Below are 20,727 nucleotides of genomic sequence, written 5' to 3' on the forward strand. Positions count from 1 at the left end.
ACTTAAATTTTTTTAGGTGCCCTATCTTGCAATGTGTACGGCATTTCGGTCAAGTCACAATTCACCAAAGAGCTGTAAAAATGCGTAAATTTAGCTGAACGACGCGTTCATACTTTTTTGTACGCACTATATTTGCACAAAATCGCACTCAGATTAAGTTATGATTTTTATTATATTTTTATCTGATTTACATTATTCAAAGATTTGATTTCTTTTCTCTAATATTCACCATTAAATAGATTATTGACTGTCTGTTCACATCTTTATCAGGCTTCACAAATCTGTCATTTAAGATAGATCACACATTCTTAGATTCAAATACTCATTATTCTAGACATACGATGACACAGTATTGCTTCTTTATTAACCAATCTAAAAAACTTCCTCAAAAAAAAAGCATGCCATTTTGACATTCTTCTCTGAGTTTAATTGGCAATCAGCCATGTCGCGGCCAATGCCAGCAAACCACCTGAAGTACCATCAATCCATTTTTGCTTACGTTCATCTATTGGGGACTTCTGTGTCAGTTTTGCAAAAACCAGACTCAAACTACAGTAGACCACAAAAATCATCGCGATAAAGAGTAAAGATAAAATCAAACCTTGACTGACAGTGTTGGCAGATTTATCGATAAATTGCGGCAAGATTGCAAAATAGATAAGCATACCTTTAGGATTTAATAGTGCGGTAAAAAAGCCTTTTTTGATTGGGTTATTTTCCGTTTTTCGGTCTAGTTGCAATTTTTTAGAACTAAAAACCGACTTTAATAAACCAAAGGCCAAATACAACAAATAGGCAATGCCCAACCAACGGATGGTTTCAAACAAAAGCGGGAAAGACACAATAATGGCAGCAATACCCAAAGCCACTAAAATTGAATGTAGTAAATAGCCTGTACATACGCCGACAGTCGCCATCATGCCTGCTTTTGCATCTTTGCCCATAACTTGAGACAGAATAAATAACATATCTGGCCCAGGTGTAAAAATCAGCGGCAGCACGGTCAGTGCAAAGAGTACATATACAGACATTTCCTTTCCCCTTTCATCTATTAGAAAGTGAAAATTAGTATGTGCGAAATAATACAAAATTGGCTTTCAATTTATTCTATAATAAAACGTATTTTTCAAATTATATTCTAAGATATGAAACAATCACCAAAGTCTGTGCGCATAAAACTTGACCGTATTGATAAAAATATCATTCGCCACTTACAAGACAATGGCCGCATTCAAAATAATGACTTAGCACGAGAAATCGGTCTATCGCCGTCTTCGTGCCTAAGACGCGTCAAACTATTAGAAGAAGCAGGCGTCATTCAAAATTATACCACAGTGGTCGATCCACAAAAAATTGGCCTTCAACTGATTCTGTTCTCGCGTATTTGGCTGGTCGGTCAAGATGCCGAAACCATCGACACCTTTATTGAAGCCATGAAAGAACTTCCACAAGTCATGGAATGCTACATTATTTTAGGGGAATGCGATGCAATGCTGAAAGTTGTAGTACCTGATTTAGAAAGCTATCGTGAATTCCAATCCACACATTTGACCAAAAAAAATGGCATTACCAGTGTCAAAACAGACTTGCCAAGTCAAATCATTAAACAAAGTTTCCAACTCCCGCTTAATGAAATCTAATGTCAGCGCATTTAAATTTTGCGATAGAAACAGCGCGTTTACGTCTAAGAGCTTGGCGCGCAGATGACTTTCTTGTATTTGCGCAGTTAAATGCCGATGCTCAAGTGATGCGTTATTTTCCTAGTCCACTCACGCAAACATAAAGCGATGCCCTTGCGCAAACGTTTCAGCAATTCATCAATCAAAATGGTTGGGGCTTTTGGGCAGTCGAACTGAAGCATAGTCAGGAATTCATTGGGTTTACAGGCTTAGATGCTCAACCTGAGTGCTTTGATTTTTCACCCTGTGTCGAAATTGGTTGGCGATTGGACTCGAAGTTTTGGCATCAGGGTTATGCCACAGAAGCTGCACAGGCTTGTCTATATTTTGCTTTTTCGGTTTTAAAACTGGATGAAGTTGTTGGTTTTACCGCAGTTCAAAATAGGGCTTCTGAAGCGGTAATGAAACGTCTCGGCATGCAACATCGTGGCTATTTTAATCATCCTAAACTCGACCAAAATAGCCCTCTGCTTCGACATACGCTCTATGCCATTAAGCCAACTGACTTTCTAAAAAATCACGATGAATATGACTTAAATCAATCAATTCATATTGTCCAAGATTAAAAATTTTCCAGACTTCAAGAAAGTCGTCTTTTAAATCAATACTATTTGAGGGTTGTGCAGTCGCTTGCCACTGTAAATCGGAAATCCATAAATAGTATTGCCCAGTCTCTGCATTAAAAGCCTGAACTTTACCTGCTGCATTGACGCCTTGAACAAATGCATTTTCAGGCAGTACAGGCTCAATATTGGCTAAACTAATTTCAACAAAGTGTTTGACCTGACGCAAACCATAGCCCGCAAAAATATCTTTTTGCGCGGAGCTGAGTTGATCATACTTTGCTTGTATATCTGAAATCATATACTGACCTATTTTCGCATTTGTCATCTTCAATATAAGCTTAAATCTACCGTTTCATTAAACTGGAACATTAAGCCCATCCTCTTTTAAGTTTATACTCTATTTTTTGCCGATTTATTATTCTACAAAAGTTCATAATCACACTTTTTCCAACAAAAGTGAGCGATCATTGCTACTTATTGATCAAGTTGATTCAAGCAAGAGTAAGTAAAGCAAGAATAATGCCGAATCTCACAGACCGCCCTAGTGCGTACATGCGTACAATAGTTATCTACGGATGTGTTTACGCCGTTTGTTCTGACCTTTGGCATTTAACCTAAAACACAGCGCTATAGTGCATGCATTATGTGACACTATTTTTAAAGTATGAATGAACTAAGTTTTCACCTTTTGCTGTGCTCGTGGATGTGTCTGATCATACACTTGAGCCAGTCTGTCAAAATCGACATGGGTATAAATTTGGGTGGTACTTAAGTTACTGTGTCCTAACATTTCCTGCACTGCGCGCAAATCACCACTGTTTGACAGCATGTGACTAGCAAAACAATGGCGGAGTAAATGCGGATGCAGATCAATATTTACGCCTGCACGCTGTGCTTGGAACTTGACCCGATTTTCAATCTGGCGCATCCCCAAAGGATTGCCCTTTTGAGTAATAAAAACTTGTGCATCTGGCACAAAATCACCATTCCACAGCGGATAAATACTCAGCCATTTCATTACCGCATCTTTGGCTTTTGAACCAAAAGGTACAACCCGAGTTTTATTGCCCTTACCTGTAATACGGAGTAACTGTCGGTTAAAGTCGATGTCTTTAATTCTTAAGCCCTGCACTTCCGCTAAGCGTAATCCACTGGCATAAAGCAGCTCAAGCAAAGCTTTGTCTCGATACCACATTTGCTGTTCGACTTCTTTCTCAGGCAAGGCCTGATCCAAAATTTGATTGATGGTTTCAATATCCACTAGCCCTGGTAAAGGACGAGGTTTACGTTTAAGTTGAAAGTCATCGGCAGGGTTAAAAGCCAAATGTTGCCCCTGCTCAGCCCATTTCATAAACTGACGAATAGAGGACAACATCCGCTGTAAACTGCTGGAGCTCAACTGTTGATATTCAACTTTTTGTGCAATAAATTCGCGCAAATCAGTGGCTTCAACATCGCCTAACTCAAGCTTTTTCTGTTCGCAAAATAGCAAAAAATCAGACACATCTCGTTCATAGGCCTGCAAAGTATGAACAGACTGATTTTGTATTTCTCGTTGTTTTAACCACATCGCGAGCAGTTGCATCGGCTCAAAAGTCACAAGTCAGCCTCTATAGTTCTATTCGGTGAAAAATTAATTGGCTTTTGCATAGTAGCACTGTCTCAGCTCTTTATATGCCTATGTTCATTTTTCATAAAAAAAGCACTGATGAATCAGTGCTTCTTGTTTGAGGCTAAACTTAGTTTTGATAGTAACTCAGATCGATACGTCCTTCGTAGACATTTGAGGTTGGTCCCGTCATCCAAACCACATCACCTTCACGCCATTTAATATGTAACTTACCACCTGCGAGCTCAATCTCAACAGATGAATCGAGTAAACCACGGCGCATACCTGAAATCGCAGCCGCACAAGCTCCTGTTCCACAGGCCAAGGTTTCGCCTACTCCACGTTCAAACACTCGTAAGCGCGCATGCTTTTCATCAATGATTTGCATAAACCCAGCATTCACATGCTGCGGAAAACGCTCATGCGATTCAACCTGAGGGCCCAGACGTGCAACATCAGCTGTAATCACGTCAGGAACGATAGTAACTGCATGAGGGTTACCCATATTCACCACATCAATGGTCAATTGCTCATTGTTCGTCAAAGCAATGTCATACAAAGCTTCTGGTGCATCCGCAATAAATGGAATTTCCTGTGGTAAGAATTTTGGATAACCCATATTCACGCGTACCCAGCCATTTTGACCGAGTTCGGGTTCTACAATCCCTGCCTTGGTTTGCACTTTAATCTTGGTCTTTGTCGTGAGCTGACGCTCATGTACAAAGCGTGCAAAGCAGCGCACGCCATTACCACATTGTTCAACTTCAGAACCATCAGCATTAAAAATACGGTATTTGAAATCGACATTAGGTAAATCGGGTGGCTCAACAATCAACAACTGATCAAAACCGATGCCGAAATGACGATCCGCCAAGCGCTGAATCGTAACAGTATCAAGGAATGCTCTTTGGCTGATTAAATCAACCACCATAAAGTCATTGCCTAGACCATGCATTTTGGTAAATTCTAATAACATCTTGAATTATCCTTCAGGCAATAAACGTTCTTTGTCCCAAAGCGACTCAATGGTTTCACGCTCACGAATCAAATGTGCGTTTTCACCATCCACCATCACTTCAGCGGCACGACCGCGACTGTTGTAATTTGAACTCATGACAAAACCATAAGCACCAGCGCCCAATACAGCCAGTACGTCATTTTCTTTGAGTGCAAGCACACGCTCTTTCCCCAAGAAATCTCCTGTTTCACAAATTGCACCAACCACATCCCATTCTTTTGCCTCGACATCTGAACGCGGTGTAACGGGCTGAATATTCATCCATGCTTCATACAGTGCAGGACGAATCAAATCGTTCATGGCTGCGTCAATAATCGCAAAGTTACGGTGAATAGTCGGTTTGAGTAAATCTACTTTGGTCAGGAGTACTCCTGCATTTGCCGAAATACTGCGTCCCGGTTCCATATACACTTTCAAACCCAATTTTTCTAAAGCGGGCTTCATTGCATTGGCATATTCAAAAACGGTAGGCGGTACTTCATCTTTATAGGTCACGCCTAAACCACCACCAATGTCGATGTGTTTCAGCTGAATACCCATGGTTTTAAGCTGATCGATCATCACAATCACACGATCTAATGCATCCACAAAAGGCTGTGTTTCAGTCAGCTGTGAACCAATATGACAGTCAATCCCAATAATGTCTAAATTCGGCAGCGTTGCAGCATATTGATAGGTTTCAAACACCGTATCAGACGGAATCCCAAATTTATTTTCTTTTAAGCCTGTTGAAATATAAGGATGCGTTTTCGCATCTACATCTGGATTGACGCGCAATGAAATGGGTGCTTTTTTGCCCAGCTTCGCTGCAACTTTTTGAATACGATCCAGCTCTGCATGAGACTCGACATTGAAGCATGCAATACCCACTTCTAATGCTTTTTGAACATCAATCTCAGTTTTACCTAAACCCGAAAAGACAATTTTAGAAGCATCGCCACCCGCTTTTAGTACACGAGCCAGTTCTCCGCCGGTCACAATATCAAAACCCGCACCGAGCTTTGCAAGGACATTCAATACCGCAATGTTTGAGTTTGACTTAACCGCAAAACAAATTTGATGATCGATAAAGTCAAAAGCACGATCCATCTCTGTAAAGTGTTTTTCAAAAGTCGCTTTTGAATAAACATACAGTGGTGTACCAAATTGCTGCGCAAGCTGTTGCAGTGAGCATTGCTCAGCATGCAAAACCCCATGATTGCGGGTAAAACTCATGAATGTATCCTTTCTATGAAGCGTTTAAGGTATTAAGGCTGATTGGTTTCAACTGAAGGTGCAGCAAACTCTTGCTTCACGGGCGCTGTATCTTCCTTTTGTGCAGACGGCTTAGATGCTGCGTCTTTATAAAGCAAATATTTCGCTCGCTTATCGTAGTTTGGATCATTTGGCATATGTAATGTACCAGACTGACCACAACCGACGAATGCAGTACTCATCACCAAGACACTGATGCAGCAAATGACAGAACGCATCTGATCACCTATTTGATATTTTGAAGAAGTATAACCTGATCAACATACATGACCAAACCACTAAGCGCTAAAGATTATAGTGAGTTAAAAAAAAACGCCAGTTAAAGACTGGCGTTTTTCTCAATCGCATCGATTATTTATGTTTCGGTTTGTAGAAACCAAAATAACCAATAATCAAAATGATGAACCAAATTGGACTCACCATTAAAGCTTTCATGGTATCTGCTTCTAGTGATAACACATAGATCACGCCAATGAAGAAAACAATCACAAACCAACAGGTAAACAGACCACCCGGTAATTTAAAGGTCGATTTTGCATGTAACTCTGGACGTGTTTTGTAATACACAATGTAGCTCCAGATAATCATAATCCAGACGCAGATAAACAAAATCGTCGACAGTGTAGTTGCCAAAGTAAAGGCTTCAACAGTATTTGGTACAAAGTACTGTAGTGCAGCACCTAACAGTAAACAAATGGCTGAAAAGTACAATGCATTTGCAGGAACAGCACGCTTGTTTAAATGCCCAAATGCTTTTGGCCCTTGATCTTCACGAGACAAACCAAACAACATACGCGACGTTGAAAACACACCACTGTTCATTGATGACATCACAGAAGACAATACCACCAAGTTCATGATAATTGCTGCTGCTGCAATACCCGCTTGACTGAACAAGTTCACAAAAGGCGAAACTGCAGGATCGATCACGTTCCATGGTGTCACAGACATTACAATCACTAAAGACAGCACATAGAAAACAATGATACGAATTGGAATCGAGTTCACAGCTTTAGGCAAATTTTTCTCTGGATCTTTGGTTTCAGCAGCCGTAGTACCGACCAGTTCTACACCCACAAAGGCAAAGATCGCAATTTGGAAACCTGCAAGGAAGCCTGTTACACCTGTTGGGAACATGCCGCCATGTGACCAAAGATGACTAAATGATGCAACTTTACCCGCCGTAGAAGTGAACCCTGTAAAGATCATCCATAAACCAACACCAATCAACACCACAATGGCAATAATCTTAATCAGTGCAAACCAGAACTCTAGCTCACCAAACAGTTTCACCGTAACCAAGTTCAAGCCCATGATGAACACAATGGCCGCAACACTGATCATCACCCCTTCCCCAGGTGTGAACGGCATCCCTCCATTAAAAAACTGAAGGTAATAAATAATAGCTGATAAGTCCGCAATACCAATCGTGATCCAACATAACCAATAGGTCCAGCCAACGAAATAGCCTGCCCACGGCCCAATCAAATCGGTAGAGAAATCGATAAACGATTTGTACTTTAAGTTAGACAGCAGTAATTCGCCAAGCGCACGCATGACCAAAAACACCATAAAACCAATAATCATGTAAATGATTAAAATAGATGGCCCAGCGAGACTAATCGTCTTCCCCGACCCCATAAATAAACCCGTACCAATCGCACCGCCAATCGCAATGAGTTGTAAATGGCGGTTGGATAAACTCCGTTTTAAATCACCTTGTTCAGAGGTCGATTCTGTATTTTCTAAACTCATTCTTGATGTCGTCTTTTATTTCCAGTCGCCAAAATTACCCGAAAAGAACAAAAAAATAAAAATAAAATTGTATTAATCTATATTTTCAACATCTTTTGAAAAGTTAATTAATTTTTCTTATATTTAATACGACAAAGGACACGTAAAAGTTCCTGTTGAAAAAATCAGCAAAACACTTGTCAAAAATAAATTTCCGTGTAACAAATACAACAAGATTAAAAATCAATAAAAAATCGTGCAGGAAGCATGACTGTGGCATATCAATTGCTTAATAAAACTCAAAATTTTTCTAGAAATTTCAAGTTTTAAAACATAGAGGACTAAAAGAAAAATGAATACACAAAGTTTACAAACTTTTATGGAAACCATCAGTGGTTGGGTCTGGGGACCCTATATGTTGGTCCTCATTGTCGGAACAGGGATATTCCTCACATTACGCTTGTTTTTCTGGCAAATCCGCATGTTGCCTCTTGCTTTTAAACAAGTCTTTGGCAAACATGACCAAGCACATTCTCATACTGGAGATATTTCCCACTTTGCATCCCTCATGACAGCACTCTCTGCCACCATTGGTACGGGTAATATCGCTGGTGTTGCAACCGCTTGTGTCCTTGGTGGCCCAGGTGCGGTGTTTTGGATGTGGATGACAGCCCTGTTCGGTATGGCAACCAAATATGGTGAAGGCGTACTGGCAGTTAAATACCGAATCAAAAATGAAAAAGGTGAAATGTCTGGCGGTCCAATGTACTACATTGAACGCGGCCTAAAATGGAAATGGTTAGCACTGATTTTTGCACTATTTGGCACCTTGGCGTCTTTTGGGATTGGTAGTTCAGTACAATCCAACACAGTTGCGCTCGCTGTTGAAAACAGTACGGGAGTTGCAACATGGATCACAGGTATCGTCATTACGGTATTTTCTGCTTTGGTTATTTTAGGCGGGATTAAATCTATTTCTAAAGCCGCTTCTTTCATCGTTCCGATTATGGCGATTGGCTATGTCCTCGGTGGCCTCATTATTATCTTCAACCATCTTGAACTCGTCATGCCTGCACTTGAACTGATCTTCCGTGATGCCTTTACGGGTGAAGCTGTAGCAGGTGGCGCAATTGGTGCTGTCATTCGTTACGGTGTCGCTCGTGGCGTCTTCTCAAATGAAGCAGGGATGGGTTCGGCGCCGATCGCCGCAGCTGCTGCAAAAACCGACCACCCTGCACGTCAAGGCTTAGTCTCAATGACAGGTACATTTATCGATACCATTATCGTCTGTAGTATTACAGGGATCGTTTTGGTTATGGGCTTTATCATGGCGGGCAATAGTTTTGGTGGCGAAACAGGCGCGGTATTAACTACCCATACTTTTAACCAATTACTGCCGGGTGTCGGAGGCTGGATCGTGACTTTTGGTATTGTTTTCTTCGCTTACTCCACCATTTTAGGTTGGTGCTATTACGGCGAAAAATGCTGTACTTATTTACTCGGTGAAAAGTATGTTCTGTTGTACCGTCTCATTTACATCGCATCAGTCTTTATTGGTTGCGTGGCATCTCTTGATTTAGTCTGGCTATTTGCCGACACCTTTAATGGTTTAATGGCAGTTCCAAACTTAATTGCCTTGTTATTGCTGTCGACCGTGATTGTGAAAGAGTCGCGTGATTTTGTCGAAAAACGTAAATCAGGTGAGTTGTACTAAGGCTATTTTCAAAGCAAATTTATAAAATCTTCAATCGCTAAGCCACCTTCGGGTGGCTTTTTGATTCAGAGCATTCATTTCAAATCCAATCCTCTGTATGCTGTTGAACCATCGAATACTCCAAATAGTGCATCAAATAAGGTATGGCAAAAGCAAAAAGTGTTTACCGCTGTGAACAATGTGGCGCTGACCATTCAAAATGGGCGGGCCAATGTTCTGAATGTGGAGAATGGAATAGTCTAGTTGAAGTCAATATTGCACCTGCAGTCACACATCGTGCGCAGCCCAAAATGGGTGGCGGCTATGCAGGTCAAGCTGCTGCTATTAGCACCTTAAATCAAATTTCAGTTTCACATGAGACTCGACTGGCTACAGGAATTGGTGAGTTTGATCGTGTTCTTGGGGGTGGTCTCGTCACGGGTTCCGTGGTGCTGATTGGCGGTGATCCGGGCATCGGGAAATCGACCATTTTATTGCAAACGGCAACGCATATGGCCGCGGCCAACAGTGCGGCATTGTATGTCACAGGTGAAGAATCACTCTCTCAAGTGGCTTTGCGTGCAAATCGTCTTGATCTACCCACAGATAAACTCAAAGTCATGGCTGAAACCTGTGTCGAGCGGATATGTGAAATGCTTGCCCATGAGCGTCCCGCCGTGGCAATTTTAGATTCCATTCAAACCCTGTATACCGAAACACTCCAGTCAGCGCCGGGCGGCGTTTCTCAAATTCGCGAATCTGCTGCTTTACTAACTCGTTTTGCTAAAAATAGTGGCACAGCCTTGTTCATCGTCGGACACGTCACCAAGGAAGGTGCACTGGCTGGTCCACGTGTGCTTGAACATATGGTGGACTGTGTTCTGTACTTTGAAGGTCAGTCCGACTCACGTTATCGGATGATTCGAGCTGTTAAAAACCGTTTTGGTGCAGTCAATGAACTCGGGGTTTTTGGCATGACCGATAAAGGCTTAAGAGAAGTAGCGAATCCTTCAGCCATTTTCTTAAGCCGTTATGATGAAGCCATTGCAGGCTCAATCGTGATGATCAGCCGTGAAGGCACACGTCCTCTGTTGGTTGAGGTTCAAGCTTTGGTTGATGATGCACATGGTCAACCGCGCCGAGTCGCCTTAGGTTTAGAACAAAACCGTTTAAATATGCTCTTGGCGGTGATGCATCGCCATGGTGGCGTGCAAACATCTGGACAAGATGTCTACGTCAACGTTGTCGGTGGTTTAAAAATCACGGAAACAGGCTCTGACTTGGCTGTCTTATTGGCCTGTGCATCGAGTCTGCGGGGTAAAGCGCTGCCACAACAATTGGCTGTTTTTGGTGAAGTAGGACTCTCTGGGGAAATTCGCCCAGTCCCCAATGGACAGGAACGCTTAAAAGAAGCTATTAAACATGGTTTTAAATACATTATTCTACCGCGAGGCAACGCACCGCAAAAAGACATTGCTGGGGTGAAGGTCATCGCTGTGGCGCGCTTACATGAGGCACTCACTGAAGCCATGAGCTTAAGTGACGAACTCAACTAAGCTAAATTCCATTCATTTGGATTTCTCATAAAATAAACACGTTTTTTATTGAAATTTAGGATGAAAGACTGCATAAAGGTAGAGTTAAAATTTATTTTTTATAGAGTAGGAAAATTTGATGGAAGTTCGACAGCGTGGTTTGATTGCTGGTTTTTTAACAGCGGCTCTTTTAGTTGCACCCTTAGCCGCAGAAGCTAAACGTGCAGGTGGTGGTAAAAGCCACGGCATGAGCCGTCAAGCTGCACCAACTCAGTCTTATCAACAACCTCGTCAAGCAACTCCAGTTCAACAACCTAGCGCGCCTGCTACGGCTCCAGCTAAATCTGGTCCAGGCGTCGGCGGTATGGTTGCGGCTGGTGTAGCTGGTGCTGCAATTGGTGCTGTTGCTGCAAATGCATTGGCAGATGACAACTCTGCTTCTCAAGCGCAAGCACAGGAAGAAAAAGGTGGTATTCCGAGCTGGATTTGGATTCTTCTTGCCGCTGCTGTTGCCTTCTTCATTTTCCGTAAAATGGGCGCAAAAAAAAAAGTAGCAGCTAATCCATACGCGCCAAACAATGGTTCAACTCAAGCACCGTTTGGCCAACAAGCTGCACCACGTACATCAAATGACAATAGCAATATTTTTGGTCAGTCTGTAGGTGGTTCAGCTGCTGCACCACAAAACAATGCACCTTTTGGCGCTGCCTATACCAATAGTGGTAGTCAACTGCCAGACGGAACAGAACCCGCTGCTTTCTTACGTATTGCTCGTCAACGTTTCAATCATATTCAGTCGATGAACACTGCAAGTAACATTTCTGAAATTCAGCGTTACTTAACACCTGATCTTTACCAGTCTATGTATCAAGACATTATGGCAAACCAAGATCAAGATGTAGCTGAGTTTTCAAACCTTAATGCGATGGTTTCAGACTCTGCGACAGAAAATGGCCAATACGTGGTTAGCGTACGTTTTACTGGTACAGTAAGTGAAGACCTCAACAGCTTACCGCAACCTTTTGCTGAAGTTTGGCACTTTGTAAAACCTGCGGGTTCTACCCAAGACTGGCTCGTTGCGGGTATCCAACAAGAAGCGTAATTTCCAGATATATAAAAACAGCGACTTCGGTTGCTGTTTTTTTGTGCTTATAAATCCTCCTGTCGATTCAACCTAGCCATCAACGACTCGCTTAAACAAAAACACCATTTAAAACGATAAAAGCAATGGTTGTCCTAAAAGTTACGCTCAACATTTCCTGTAACATCTATGTTAAATAAGAAGCGTAATGAAAGGCTGTACAATGCATCCTCAATCACACGCCTTCTTTTAGCTTAGACCTACACTTCCACTCCACATAAGTTAATCGCGTTATTCATGCTTGATGCGAATGGGCAAGATCTAAAAATAAGTGAGCTTTGATTTTCGACTAAAACTGAGATCATCATTTACCAATCTTAGGCATTTAAAATGCACTAGGTTTTCTATTGATCATGCTCTGCATTTAATATTCACACTGTAAATCATCTACTCATAAAAAATGCCTCTATAAAAGAGGCATTTTTATTTACGTTCTTAAGTCTTATTCAGGTAATGGGATAAATTGAGAGTCTTGATTTTGCTCTTTTCTTTCCCCAACAACCACAGCCACATCTAAAGGTTTGCCATCGCGCTCAAGTGAAATCTGAATGGTGCTATTTGGCGGTTGTAGAGCCACAAAATTAATCAAATGTGAGGTTGAAGTAATCACTTCATCATTCACTTTCACAATCTTGTCGCCTTTCTTTAAACCAGCTTTTGCAGCAGGTCCCGTTTTTAATACGTCCGCGACAACCACACCAGGCCCTTTAGGCTCTAGAATATTGACTTGTTCAACAGGCAGTAAACTGATACCTAGCCAACCACGTACCACACGGCCGTCTTTGAGAATAGAGTTCAGCACTTGTTGACAAATTCTTGCAGGAATGGCAAAACCAATACCTAAAGACCCACCTGACTGAGAGAAAATCGCCGTATTCACTCCAATCAAATTCCCCGCAACATCAATCAAAGCACCGCCTGAATTGCCGGGATTAATTGCAGCATCGGTTTGAATGAAGTCTTCATAAGTGTTAATACCTAGGTCAGAGCGTCCTGTAGCAGAGACAATACCTTGCGTAACCGTTTGCCCCACACCAAATGGATTACCAATGGCCAAGACCACATCACCCACTTCGTTGCCGCTTAGCTTAAAGGGTAAAACAGGCAGGTTCGCCAGCTCAATTTTAATCACAGCCAAATCGGTATCGGGGTCGGTACCAATCACTTTTGCCACTGCACGACGGCCATCTTGTAATGCCACAACAATTTGATCGGCTTGAGCAATCACATGATTATTCGTCAAAATATAACCATCAGGGCGAACAATCACACCTGAACCCAAACTGTTTTCATTTTTATTTTGGCTAAACTGATCTGGAATTTGATTGCCAAAAAATTCACGGAACGCAGGATCATTGAGCAATGGATGGTCAAGTTGTTTGACTTTTTGCGTGGTAAAAATATTCACTACTGCTGGCGCAGCCACTTTCACGGCGGCACTATAAGAAACCACCCCACCGGTACGCGTGGTGTTAATTAAAGGCTCAACCTTTTCAGCAGGCATCTTAATACCATCTGACGCCACAGGCGCTTTTGGCTTTTGATACTGCTGCCAAGCAAAAAATCCAGCAATGACTAAAATGAGTAATACCCAAGGTAACCAGGAAAAGGTCCTGCGCACGATTTCACCCTCTAAAATGTTTTAATTCATTGATGACTAAGTAATTTATGCCTATTGTAAAGCGAAATTCAAGCCGAAGCACAAAAATAAGCAAGAGTTTTGTCATGCTTTAGTTACAATAAACAATAGGTCCCGATGTAATCAATTTAAAAGAGTTTTTAAGTCGATATGGCAAAATTACAAGACATTATTCAGTGGTGTGATCAAACCCTCAAATCACCTGAGTTTAAGGACTATGCACCGAATGGCCTTCAAATTGAAGGTAAAACCGAAGTGCGTAAAATTTTAGCGGCGGTGACTGCATCGCAAGATGCCATAGATGCCGCGATCCGAGAAAATGCGGATCTTTTACTGGTGCATCATGGTTATTTTTGGAAAGGTGAAGCCTACCCCATCACAGGTATGCGCGGTAAACGGATCAAGAGTCTGATTCAACATGACATTTCTTTGTTGGCATATCACCTCCCCCTCGACAGCCATCCGAGTCTTGGAAATAATGCAGCGATTGCAGATTTGCTCAAACTGGAACTTATTGAGGCACTTGATCCATCTGAGCGTCATTCTATTGGTAATACTGGTTATTTAAACCAGCCCATGCCTGTGGAAGACTTTAAAAAGTTTGTGTCTGAGAAATTAAAGTTTGATGCCATCCATCTTCCTGCGGACAAGACCATGATTGAAAAAGTCGGTTTTTGTACCGGTGGTGCACAAGATTTTATTATAAAAGCCGCTGAACAAGGCTGTGATGCCTATATTTCAGGCGAAGTCAGTGAACGTACCTTCTATGAAGCTAAAGAATTAGGCGTACATTATTTTGCTTGTGGACATCATGCGACTGAACGCTATGGTGTGCAGCGATTAGGTCAAGCCATTTCAGAACAATTTGATATTGAATATGTTTATTTCGAGTTAAACAACCCGATCTAAGCAATCGCTGGGATGAAACTATTTTCATCCCAGTCCTTTCAATGCGCTTACAATGCATGACATCCGACATCACTTCCATTTCAGCAAATTATTAATTTATAAGATATTATTCCTAGCCTTTCATCTTTTTAAATCAAAACATAGCATCAGTTCAAAAACGCTTTGCATCTCATTCTTGTTATACATACTGAACTTCCAACCTAACATGAACAATAAAACTTGCGACCTTTCGCTTCAAAATTACAAATAATAAACATATTGATTCTCATTAACTTTTAAGTGGATAATAAAACTGCTTTGAAAAATCCCAATAAAACAATTTTGATGATTAAAGGAATCAAACACATGGCTTATTCTTTACCTACTCTTCCTTATGCCTATGATGCACTCGAACCCAATATTGATGCGAAAACGATGGAAATTCACCACAGTAAACACCATCAAACCTACATCAATAACATTAATGGCGCGATTGCAGGCACAGAATGGGAGAAACTGTCTGTGGAAGATTTGGTTGCCAAAGTCAATGAAGTCCCTACTGATCTTAAAAATATGGTGATCAATAATGCAGGTGGTCATGCCAACCACTCACTGTTTTGGACGGTCATGAGTCCACAAGGTGGTGGGCAACCGACTGGAGCTGTGGCAAAGGCTCTTGATGAGCAACTTGGTGGTTTTGATGCTTTTAAAGAGGCATTTACCAAAGCCGCGATTAGCCGTTTTGGCAGTGGTTGGGCATGGCTGAGCGTGACACCTGAACACAACCTAATTGTTGAGAGCAGTGCAAATCAGGATTCCCCACTGATGGAGGGTCATATCCCTATTCTCGGTTTAGATGTATGGGAACATGCGTATTATCTAAAATACCAAAACCGCCGTCCTGAATATATCAATGCCTTTTATAATGTGGTCGATTGGGATGAAGTGAATCGCCGTTACCATACTGCGTTACAAGCTAAAAATTAATCAACCACCTCAATCCATCTACAGCTTAGAGTCTTTTGAAATGAACACATTCTGTACAAAAGACTCTAACGATATCTTGTGTATCGTATATGTCTCCTTGCGAAGTTTTTTGCATATTTTGTGTATTAAAAGACTGCCCTATTGTCTATAGAATCATTTACAATAAATGCACTTAAAGTAAAACCCAGCAAATCTGCAAGGAATGAAACATGACAACCATTACTTTACCTGCACTTCCATATGGCTACGAAGATCTTGCTCCGCACATCAGCAAAGAAACTTTAGAATTCCACCACGACAAACACCATAATACTTATGTTGTTAACCTAAACAACCTAATCAAGGGTACTGACCTTGAAGGCAAAACTTTAGAAGAAATCATCACAGCTTCTGCTGGTGATGCAGCTAAAGCAGGTATCTTCAATAACGCAGCACAAGTTTGGAACCACACATTCTACTGGAACTGTATGGCTAAAAACGGTGGTGGTAAAGCAACAGGTGCTTTAGCTGCTAAAATTGATGAAGCGTTCGGTTCTTACGAAAAATTCGCTGAAGAATTTGCTGCTGCTGCAACAACTCAATTCGGTTCAGGTTGGGCTTGGTTAGTTGCTGACGAAGTAAATGGCAACCTTTCTATTCTTAAAACTTCAAATGCAGACACTCCACTTGCACACGGTAAAGTTGCAGTGTTAACCATTGACGTTTGGGAACATGCTTACTACATCGACTTCCGTAATGCGCGTCCTGTTTACATCAAAACTTTCCTTGAAAGCCTTGTAAACTGGGATTATGCAAACGCGAAATATGCAGGTCAAGCTGCTGGCGTTGAAAAATAAGATTCGTCTTGTTTAAAAAACCGCTCTTTTTGAGCGGTTTTTTTGTTTTTGCTACCTAAACGCATATTTATAAAGCAAACAATTCATTTCTCAATATTTTTTGCTTGACCCATTTTCCTTTCCTCCCTAAAATGCGCATCAGATTCTCCAATAGCTCAGTCGGTAGAGCGACGGACTGTTAATCCGCAGGTCCCTGGTTCGAGCCCAGGTTGGAGAGCCACTATTCTTCCATAGCTCAGTCGGTAGAGCGACGGACTGTTAATCCGCAGGTCCCTGGTTCGAGCCCAGGTGGAAGAGCCAAGATTCTAAAAAGCCCAAGCATCGTGACTTGGGCTTTTTTTATCACTCATTGTTTTGATTCACACCCTATACCCTTCTGGTATACAGCTATGACATATCAAATTGTTTATAAAAAAAACATTTAATCTAAAATTCGACTTTTTTTAGAATTGTAACTTGACCGATGTGTAATTTTCTCTATACTGCATTTCAGATTCTCCAATAGCTCAGTCGGTAGAGCGACGGACTGTTAATCCGCAGGTCCCTGGTTCGAGCCCAGGTTGGAGAGCCAAATTTTAAAAAGCCCAAGCATTATGACTTGGGCTTTTTTCTGTCTATAAAAATGACATTCACCCATACGTAAAACCAATCTCTCAAAATCACTCCAAAGCAGCTTTCCATACAGGCCCTTCTCAGCTTGAATCTCCCAAATATCTCCATGGAAAACTAAAAAGATTGAATCAAATCGTATCAATAAAAGCTAAACCGTTTATTTTTAAATCATTTAAAGCAGATTATATAAAAATATCAGGCCAAAGACTTGACCCTTTGAGCTTTGCCACATAGAATGCGTGCAGATTCTCCAATAGCTCAGTCGGTAGAGCGACGGACTGTTAATCCGCAGGTCCCTGGTTCGAGCCCAGGTTGGAGAGCCAAAATTCTAAAAACCCACTCCATTCGAGTGGGTTTTTTCTTTGCGCTAGAAAATATTGTGTTCGATCTGAGTCAAATCATCTTTTTTATCATCGGCTGCTTCTCTACTATTACGTTAGTGATGATGGTCTACCCTGACCTATTTCGCCGTAAACAAAAGTTTTATGCCAAACACGTCATTACGCCATTTGAACGTAAAATGTTTATTCGCTTAAAAGAAGCCTTTCCACGCCATCATGTTCTAGCTCAAGTTTCATTTAGTTCGCTGATTACCAGTGATCACTATAAAATACGGGCCAAATTTAACCGTAAAGTCACCGACTTCGTTTTATTAGATGAACAGTTAGCGGTTGTGGTGATTATTGAACTCGATGATCGCAGTCTTTTCCTAATTGACCAAAGTTGTCAAATTGATTCTTTATAGATTTTTCATTGACATAGTACATTTTTTAACCTTTAATTTATTTGACAATCGTCATGGATGGAACATTCTGTGAAAGTTAAATACCTTAAGGATTATGATCACTCAGACACTTTAGATATTGCTAGCCGTTACTGGCTAAAACAAGAAGAACAGAAGCTTAATAAGCTTACTGCACTAGTAGCCCTCTATTGCGCGTATATCGAATGTTTGAAGGGTACATCGAGTCAACACTCAATATTCAATTTAACATCGTCTGCTGCACTGGAGGATCATGTAGAGTGCTTTATAGGATTTATCTACACTGAAATAGATACAAGTAATTACAACAAATACTACTATAGCTATGAAGTTCAGTTAGTATTCAATAATCTAGCTTTATTTCTAAATAAAAGGAAAACTACAATTTTCCTTTCATTTAATACAATAATTGAAGACGTAGAACATTGTATATTTCTATATAAAAATACTGAAAAAAATATAGAAAAAATTGAATATTATCAAGGTTGGAGCATTTGCAGCAATGATAAGAAAATTATGAATCTAAATATCAGTATTATTTACGATGCATATGGAAAAGAGTTCACACATAAATTACATCAAATAATGATAACTTATGGAAAAAAAATAATATCAACCACATTGTCAAAAAAAATTGGATATCTAGTTAGCTTATTTAGAATTTTAGTTCTAGTTTATCCAAATATTAAAAACTTACAGAGGGCAATGTCTTCAGAGTATGCATTTGAAAGCATGCTTATTATTTATAATTTATGCTTAATTGATGCAAAAATAAAAAACTATAATATTGGTCATTTTCACGGAAGATGGAGTTGTATGGTCGATATGTACAGCTTATTAGTCAACTATGGAATATTTCAAGAACCTCTCACAGAAATACTTAGGCCAATCTATAAAAATTGTACAAATAAAAATACTACAACAAATGTGATAAAAAACAATAAACAACAATTATTACATAATAAATTAGTAACACAAATTCCACTAAGCTATACAGATAGTGAGGCTAAAGAATTAATTTTTATTAAAATAATTAATGAAATTGACCATATAGTCTACTGTTCAGAATTACTTAGACAAAAAGTAAATGAAAAATATGATTATTTTATTGAATGCAGCAACAAAGGAACTATTAAAGGGCTTTGTTGCACAAAGATTTCATAACTATATGATTTTAAAAGTTTTGATTATTTTTTGATCCAAAATTAAATTTATTTAAATCAGATGCTTACATATTTATGCAACAAAGCCCTACCAAATTATATCTCCACATCCAAACAAGATATAAAATTTTACAATCTTGATGCCTTACCCTTTTTATTATTCCCTAATGGAATCCCTTGCTATGAAGCTAATTCATATCTTATTTATAAATTAAAATTTGGTTATTCTGAAAACTATAATGGTGGCACATATAGAATATTTGCCAATCATTTGAGTCATTTTATCAGATTTACTTTTTATTGTAAGGAAATTGAAAATTTCTCTCAATTTGATGATAATTTATTTTCTGATTTTATGGATTATTTACAAGATGATCCTCTTGTTCGTTCGAATAATCAAATTATAAACATTGCTTATCAAATTATAGATTTTCTTTTTTTCATTGGGGAGCTTTATAATATTAATAATTTTATTGGAATTGGTAAAAATAATAAAATAAATTTAAGTAATAAAAATAAGAATGTTTATAGAGATAATAACAAAAAAAACTCTAACCCTAATTATTTTCATTATTCATTTCCTCCTCCTTCACCTAAACGAAAACGCTATCCTGTTTCCCTCGATGATTACAATAAGCTTCTGAATCATATAAATAACTCTGACATTGAGCCCCTAAGACATAGAAACTTATGTCTTCTCCAAGCACTTGAAAATACAGGTGGTAGAAGATCTGAAGTCTGCTCTATATCCATGAATTCTTTAAGATCAGCTTTAAAGACTGATTCAATCTCACCTTTGCTAGAAATTATAAATTTAAAAAATAATCGTTTAACAAAGACACGGGAAATTCCTGTTTCAAGAACTTTTTTACTGAATTTACGCTTTTATGTTCAATACTATAGAAATCCGATACTTCAAAAAAAAGGCATTAATCATGATTATATTTTTATTTCCCACACAACTGGTCATCCCTTACAACCAGATACATTAACTACTTATATGAATAATTGGTCCAAAGATGCCAATCTTTCCTCAAAAGTCTGTGCCCACATGTTCCGTCATAGATTTATTACAGAAAAATTTAAATCTTTAATTTTAGAACATGAATTATCGAATAGCGATGAATTTCGTAAACTGCTATTAAATACTTATCGATTAAAACAAATTATGCTTGAATGGACTGGTCACAGATCTATTACATCTTTAGATACATATATAAATTTAGCTTTTGATGAGCTTTCTGAAATCGATGAATTAAAAGAAAGAATTCTTGCAACCCCTTCTAATCATGTGATTAACACACACATCAATTTTTTAGAAAACTCTTTAAATAATAATCTTCCGATTGATCCTATTATATTACGCGAACTTATTGATCAACTTAAAAAATAAAACAAACTCTTAAATAAAGTTAATTACTTAATTTAATATTACATAACAGGTTCATTATATATAAACTATTCTTGTACAAACCTGCCAATATACCTTTATTTTACAATAGCTTTCTCAAATGAATTGGCCTATACCTAAACTGGTAATCCTCCCATAAATAACCGAAGTTAAAAGTAGAGGTTAAGCAGCCATTAGAGGTGGCTTTCCTTTGTTAGCT

Annotated in this window: 18 protein-coding genes, 4 tRNA genes and 1 pseudogene; 15 read left to right on the forward strand and 8 right to left on the reverse strand. The window is 39.6% G+C overall.

The genetic code is table 11. The annotated features are described in order from the left end of the window. Window positions 1-425: 425 nt before the first annotated feature. On the reverse strand, window positions 426-1,031 hold the full coding sequence (locus ACF8FD_RS10250) for a LysE family translocator (protein WP_234304677.1): 606 nt from the start codon (window positions 1,029-1,031) through the stop codon (window positions 426-428). Window positions 1,032-1,145: 114 nt separating this feature from the next. On the opposite strand from ACF8FD_RS10250, the gene ACF8FD_RS10255 reads away from it, so the two are divergent. Together ACF8FD_RS10255 and ACF8FD_RS10260 are read left to right on the forward strand one after the other, a co-directional pair. Then, window positions 1,146-1,640, forward strand: coding sequence for an Lrp/AsnC family transcriptional regulator (locus ACF8FD_RS10255; protein ID WP_058870018.1), 495 nt, complete (start codon window positions 1,146-1,148; stop codon window positions 1,638-1,640). After that, window positions 1,640-2,245: pseudogene (locus tag ACF8FD_RS10260) on the forward strand (GNAT family N-acetyltransferase). Before ACF8FD_RS10255 ends, ACF8FD_RS10260 begins: the two are co-directional and overlap by 1 nt. Here ACF8FD_RS10260 and ACF8FD_RS10265 read toward each other — a convergent pair. The 6 genes from ACF8FD_RS10265 to ACF8FD_RS10290 all read right to left on the reverse strand — a co-directional run bounded on the left by ACF8FD_RS10265 (window position 2,172) and on the right by ACF8FD_RS10290 (window position 7,881). Next, a complete protein-coding gene (locus ACF8FD_RS10265; protein ID WP_087013279.1) occupies window positions 2,172-2,570 on the reverse strand; it encodes a hypothetical protein in 399 nt (132 codons plus the stop codon). The pseudogene ACF8FD_RS10260 and the gene ACF8FD_RS10265 overlap by 74 nt on opposite strands. Before the next feature lie 348 nt (window positions 2,571-2,918). Further along, on the reverse strand, window positions 2,919-3,830 hold the full coding sequence (locus tag ACF8FD_RS10270; protein WP_058870070.1) for a tyrosine recombinase XerC: 912 nt from the start codon (window positions 3,828-3,830) through the stop codon (window positions 2,919-2,921). Window positions 3,831-3,984: 154 nt separating this feature from the next. After that, on the reverse strand, window positions 3,985-4,830 hold the full coding sequence (gene dapF / locus ACF8FD_RS10275; protein ID WP_392453355.1) for a diaminopimelate epimerase: 846 nt from the start codon (window positions 4,828-4,830) through the stop codon (window positions 3,985-3,987). A gap of 6 nt (window positions 4,831-4,836) precedes the next feature. Further along, window positions 4,837-6,087, reverse strand: coding sequence for a diaminopimelate decarboxylase (lysA, locus tag ACF8FD_RS10280; RefSeq protein ID WP_279678934.1), 1,251 nt, complete (start codon window positions 6,085-6,087; stop codon window positions 4,837-4,839). Window positions 6,088-6,119: 32 nt separating this feature from the next. Next, window positions 6,120-6,344: a hypothetical protein gene (locus ACF8FD_RS10285; protein WP_004982578.1), complete on the reverse strand. Its 225-nt coding sequence runs from the start codon at window positions 6,342-6,344 to the stop codon at window positions 6,120-6,122. A gap of 133 nt (window positions 6,345-6,477) precedes the next feature. After that, window positions 6,478-7,881 carry an amino acid permease gene (locus tag ACF8FD_RS10290; protein WP_183174816.1) on the reverse strand — a complete coding sequence of 468 codons (1,404 nt, stop codon included), beginning with the start codon at window positions 7,879-7,881 and terminating at the stop codon, window positions 6,478-6,480. Between the two features lie 331 nt (window positions 7,882-8,212). On the opposite strand from ACF8FD_RS10290, the gene ACF8FD_RS10295 reads away from it, so the two are divergent. The 3 genes from ACF8FD_RS10295 to ACF8FD_RS10305 all read left to right on the forward strand — a co-directional run bounded on the left by ACF8FD_RS10295 (window position 8,213) and on the right by ACF8FD_RS10305 (window position 12,190). Next, on the forward strand, window positions 8,213-9,574 hold the full coding sequence (locus tag ACF8FD_RS10295) for a sodium:alanine symporter family protein (protein ID WP_005400491.1): 1,362 nt from the start codon (window positions 8,213-8,215) through the stop codon (window positions 9,572-9,574). 143 nt (window positions 9,575-9,717) lie between these two features. Then, window positions 9,718-11,109, forward strand: a complete 1,392-nt coding sequence (radA, locus tag ACF8FD_RS10300) for a DNA repair protein RadA (protein ID WP_004695771.1) — start codon at window positions 9,718-9,720, stop codon at window positions 11,107-11,109. A 118-nt stretch (window positions 11,110-11,227) separates the two neighbouring features. Continuing rightward, window positions 11,228-12,190 (forward strand): Tim44 domain-containing protein, encoded by a 963-nt coding sequence (locus ACF8FD_RS10305; protein ID WP_234304675.1) that lies wholly within the window; start codon window positions 11,228-11,230, stop codon window positions 12,188-12,190. A 481-nt stretch (window positions 12,191-12,671) separates the two neighbouring features. Here ACF8FD_RS10305 and ACF8FD_RS10310 read toward each other — a convergent pair whose 3' ends face one another. After that, window positions 12,672-13,850 carry a S1C family serine protease gene (locus tag ACF8FD_RS10310; protein ID WP_004982593.1) on the reverse strand — a complete coding sequence of 393 codons (1,179 nt, stop codon included), beginning with the start codon at window positions 13,848-13,850 and terminating at the stop codon, window positions 12,672-12,674. Window positions 13,851-14,018: 168 nt separating this feature from the next. Here ACF8FD_RS10310 and ACF8FD_RS10315 point away from each other — a divergent pair, with 168 nt between their 5' ends. From ACF8FD_RS10315 to ACF8FD_RS10360, 10 genes are all read left to right on the forward strand, one after another. Next, window positions 14,019-14,777: a Nif3-like dinuclear metal center hexameric protein gene (locus tag ACF8FD_RS10315; RefSeq protein ID WP_234304674.1), complete on the forward strand. Its 759-nt coding sequence runs from the start codon at window positions 14,019-14,021 to the stop codon at window positions 14,775-14,777. A gap of 345 nt (window positions 14,778-15,122) precedes the next feature. Beyond that, window positions 15,123-15,743, forward strand: a complete 621-nt coding sequence (locus ACF8FD_RS10320; protein ID WP_279678936.1) for a superoxide dismutase — start codon at window positions 15,123-15,125, stop codon at window positions 15,741-15,743. A gap of 209 nt (window positions 15,744-15,952) precedes the next feature. After that, window positions 15,953-16,579, forward strand: a complete 627-nt coding sequence (locus ACF8FD_RS10325) for a superoxide dismutase (RefSeq protein WP_058870028.1) — start codon at window positions 15,953-15,955, stop codon at window positions 16,577-16,579. 144 nt (window positions 16,580-16,723) lie between these two features. Further along, a tRNA-Asn gene (locus tag ACF8FD_RS10330) sits at window positions 16,724-16,799 on the forward strand. A 4-nt stretch (window positions 16,800-16,803) separates the two neighbouring features. Next, a tRNA-Asn gene (locus ACF8FD_RS10335) sits at window positions 16,804-16,879 on the forward strand. A 195-nt stretch (window positions 16,880-17,074) separates the two neighbouring features. Next, window positions 17,075-17,150: transfer RNA gene (locus tag ACF8FD_RS10340), tRNA-Asn, on the forward strand. Window positions 17,151-17,438: 288 nt separating this feature from the next. Then, window positions 17,439-17,514 (forward strand) — tRNA-Asn (locus ACF8FD_RS10345). A gap of 56 nt (window positions 17,515-17,570) precedes the next feature. Further along, window positions 17,571-17,936: a DUF2726 domain-containing protein gene (locus ACF8FD_RS10350; RefSeq protein WP_234304672.1), complete on the forward strand. Its 366-nt coding sequence runs from the start codon at window positions 17,571-17,573 to the stop codon at window positions 17,934-17,936. 69 nt (window positions 17,937-18,005) lie between these two features. Then, entirely contained in the window at window positions 18,006-19,118 is a 1,113-nt protein-coding gene (locus ACF8FD_RS10355; protein WP_279678937.1) for a hypothetical protein, read from the forward strand. A gap of 60 nt (window positions 19,119-19,178) precedes the next feature. Further along, complete coding sequence (locus tag ACF8FD_RS10360; protein ID WP_392453356.1) at window positions 19,179-20,510, forward strand: tyrosine-type recombinase/integrase; 1,332 nt, start codon at window positions 19,179-19,181, stop codon at window positions 20,508-20,510. The last annotated feature ends 217 nt before the right edge of the window (window positions 20,511-20,727 follow it).

The sequence above is a fragment of the Acinetobacter sp. TYF_19 genome, assembly GCF_043105125.1.
In the GTDB taxonomy this organism is placed as follows: Bacteria; Pseudomonadota; Gammaproteobacteria; order Pseudomonadales; family Moraxellaceae; genus Acinetobacter; species Acinetobacter johnsonii.

What these genes read in the sequence shown, in the direction of transcription:
- ACF8FD_RS10250 (WP_234304677.1), bottom strand. Translation starts at nt 1,031, where the DNA reads ATGTCTGTATATGTACTCTTTGCACTGACCGTGCTGCCGCTGATTTTT.
- ACF8FD_RS10255 (WP_058870018.1), top strand. Translation starts at nt 1,146, where the DNA reads ATGAAACAATCACCAAAGTCTGTGCGCATAAAACTTGACCGTATTGAT.
- ACF8FD_RS10265 (WP_087013279.1), bottom strand. Translation starts at nt 2,570, where the DNA reads ATGACAAATGCGAAAATAGGTCAGTATATGATTTCAGATATACAAGCA.
- ACF8FD_RS10270 (WP_058870070.1), bottom strand. Translation starts at nt 3,830, where the DNA reads ATGCAACTGCTCGCGATGTGGTTAAAACAACGAGAAATACAAAATCAG.
- dapF (WP_392453355.1), bottom strand. Translation starts at nt 4,830, where the DNA reads ATGTTATTAGAATTTACCAAAATGCATGGTCTAGGCAATGACTTTATG.
- lysA (WP_279678934.1), bottom strand. Translation starts at nt 6,087, where the DNA reads ATGAGTTTTACCCGCAATCATGGGGTTTTGCATGCTGAGCAATGCTCA.
- ACF8FD_RS10285 (WP_004982578.1), bottom strand. Translation starts at nt 6,344, where the DNA reads ATGCGTTCTGTCATTTGCTGCATCAGTGTCTTGGTGATGAGTACTGCA.
- ACF8FD_RS10290 (WP_183174816.1), bottom strand. Translation starts at nt 7,881, where the DNA reads ATGAGTTTAGAAAATACAGAATCGACCTCTGAACAAGGTGATTTAAAA.
- ACF8FD_RS10295 (WP_005400491.1), top strand. Translation starts at nt 8,213, where the DNA reads ATGAATACACAAAGTTTACAAACTTTTATGGAAACCATCAGTGGTTGG.
- radA (WP_004695771.1), top strand. Translation starts at nt 9,718, where the DNA reads ATGGCAAAAGCAAAAAGTGTTTACCGCTGTGAACAATGTGGCGCTGAC.
- ACF8FD_RS10305 (WP_234304675.1), top strand. Translation starts at nt 11,228, where the DNA reads ATGGAAGTTCGACAGCGTGGTTTGATTGCTGGTTTTTTAACAGCGGCT.
- ACF8FD_RS10315 (WP_234304674.1), top strand. Translation starts at nt 14,019, where the DNA reads ATGGCAAAATTACAAGACATTATTCAGTGGTGTGATCAAACCCTCAAA.
- ACF8FD_RS10320 (WP_279678936.1), top strand. Translation starts at nt 15,123, where the DNA reads ATGGCTTATTCTTTACCTACTCTTCCTTATGCCTATGATGCACTCGAA.
- ACF8FD_RS10325 (WP_058870028.1), top strand. Translation starts at nt 15,953, where the DNA reads ATGACAACCATTACTTTACCTGCACTTCCATATGGCTACGAAGATCTT.
- ACF8FD_RS10360 (WP_392453356.1), top strand. Translation starts at nt 19,179, where the DNA reads ATGCTTACATATTTATGCAACAAAGCCCTACCAAATTATATCTCCACA.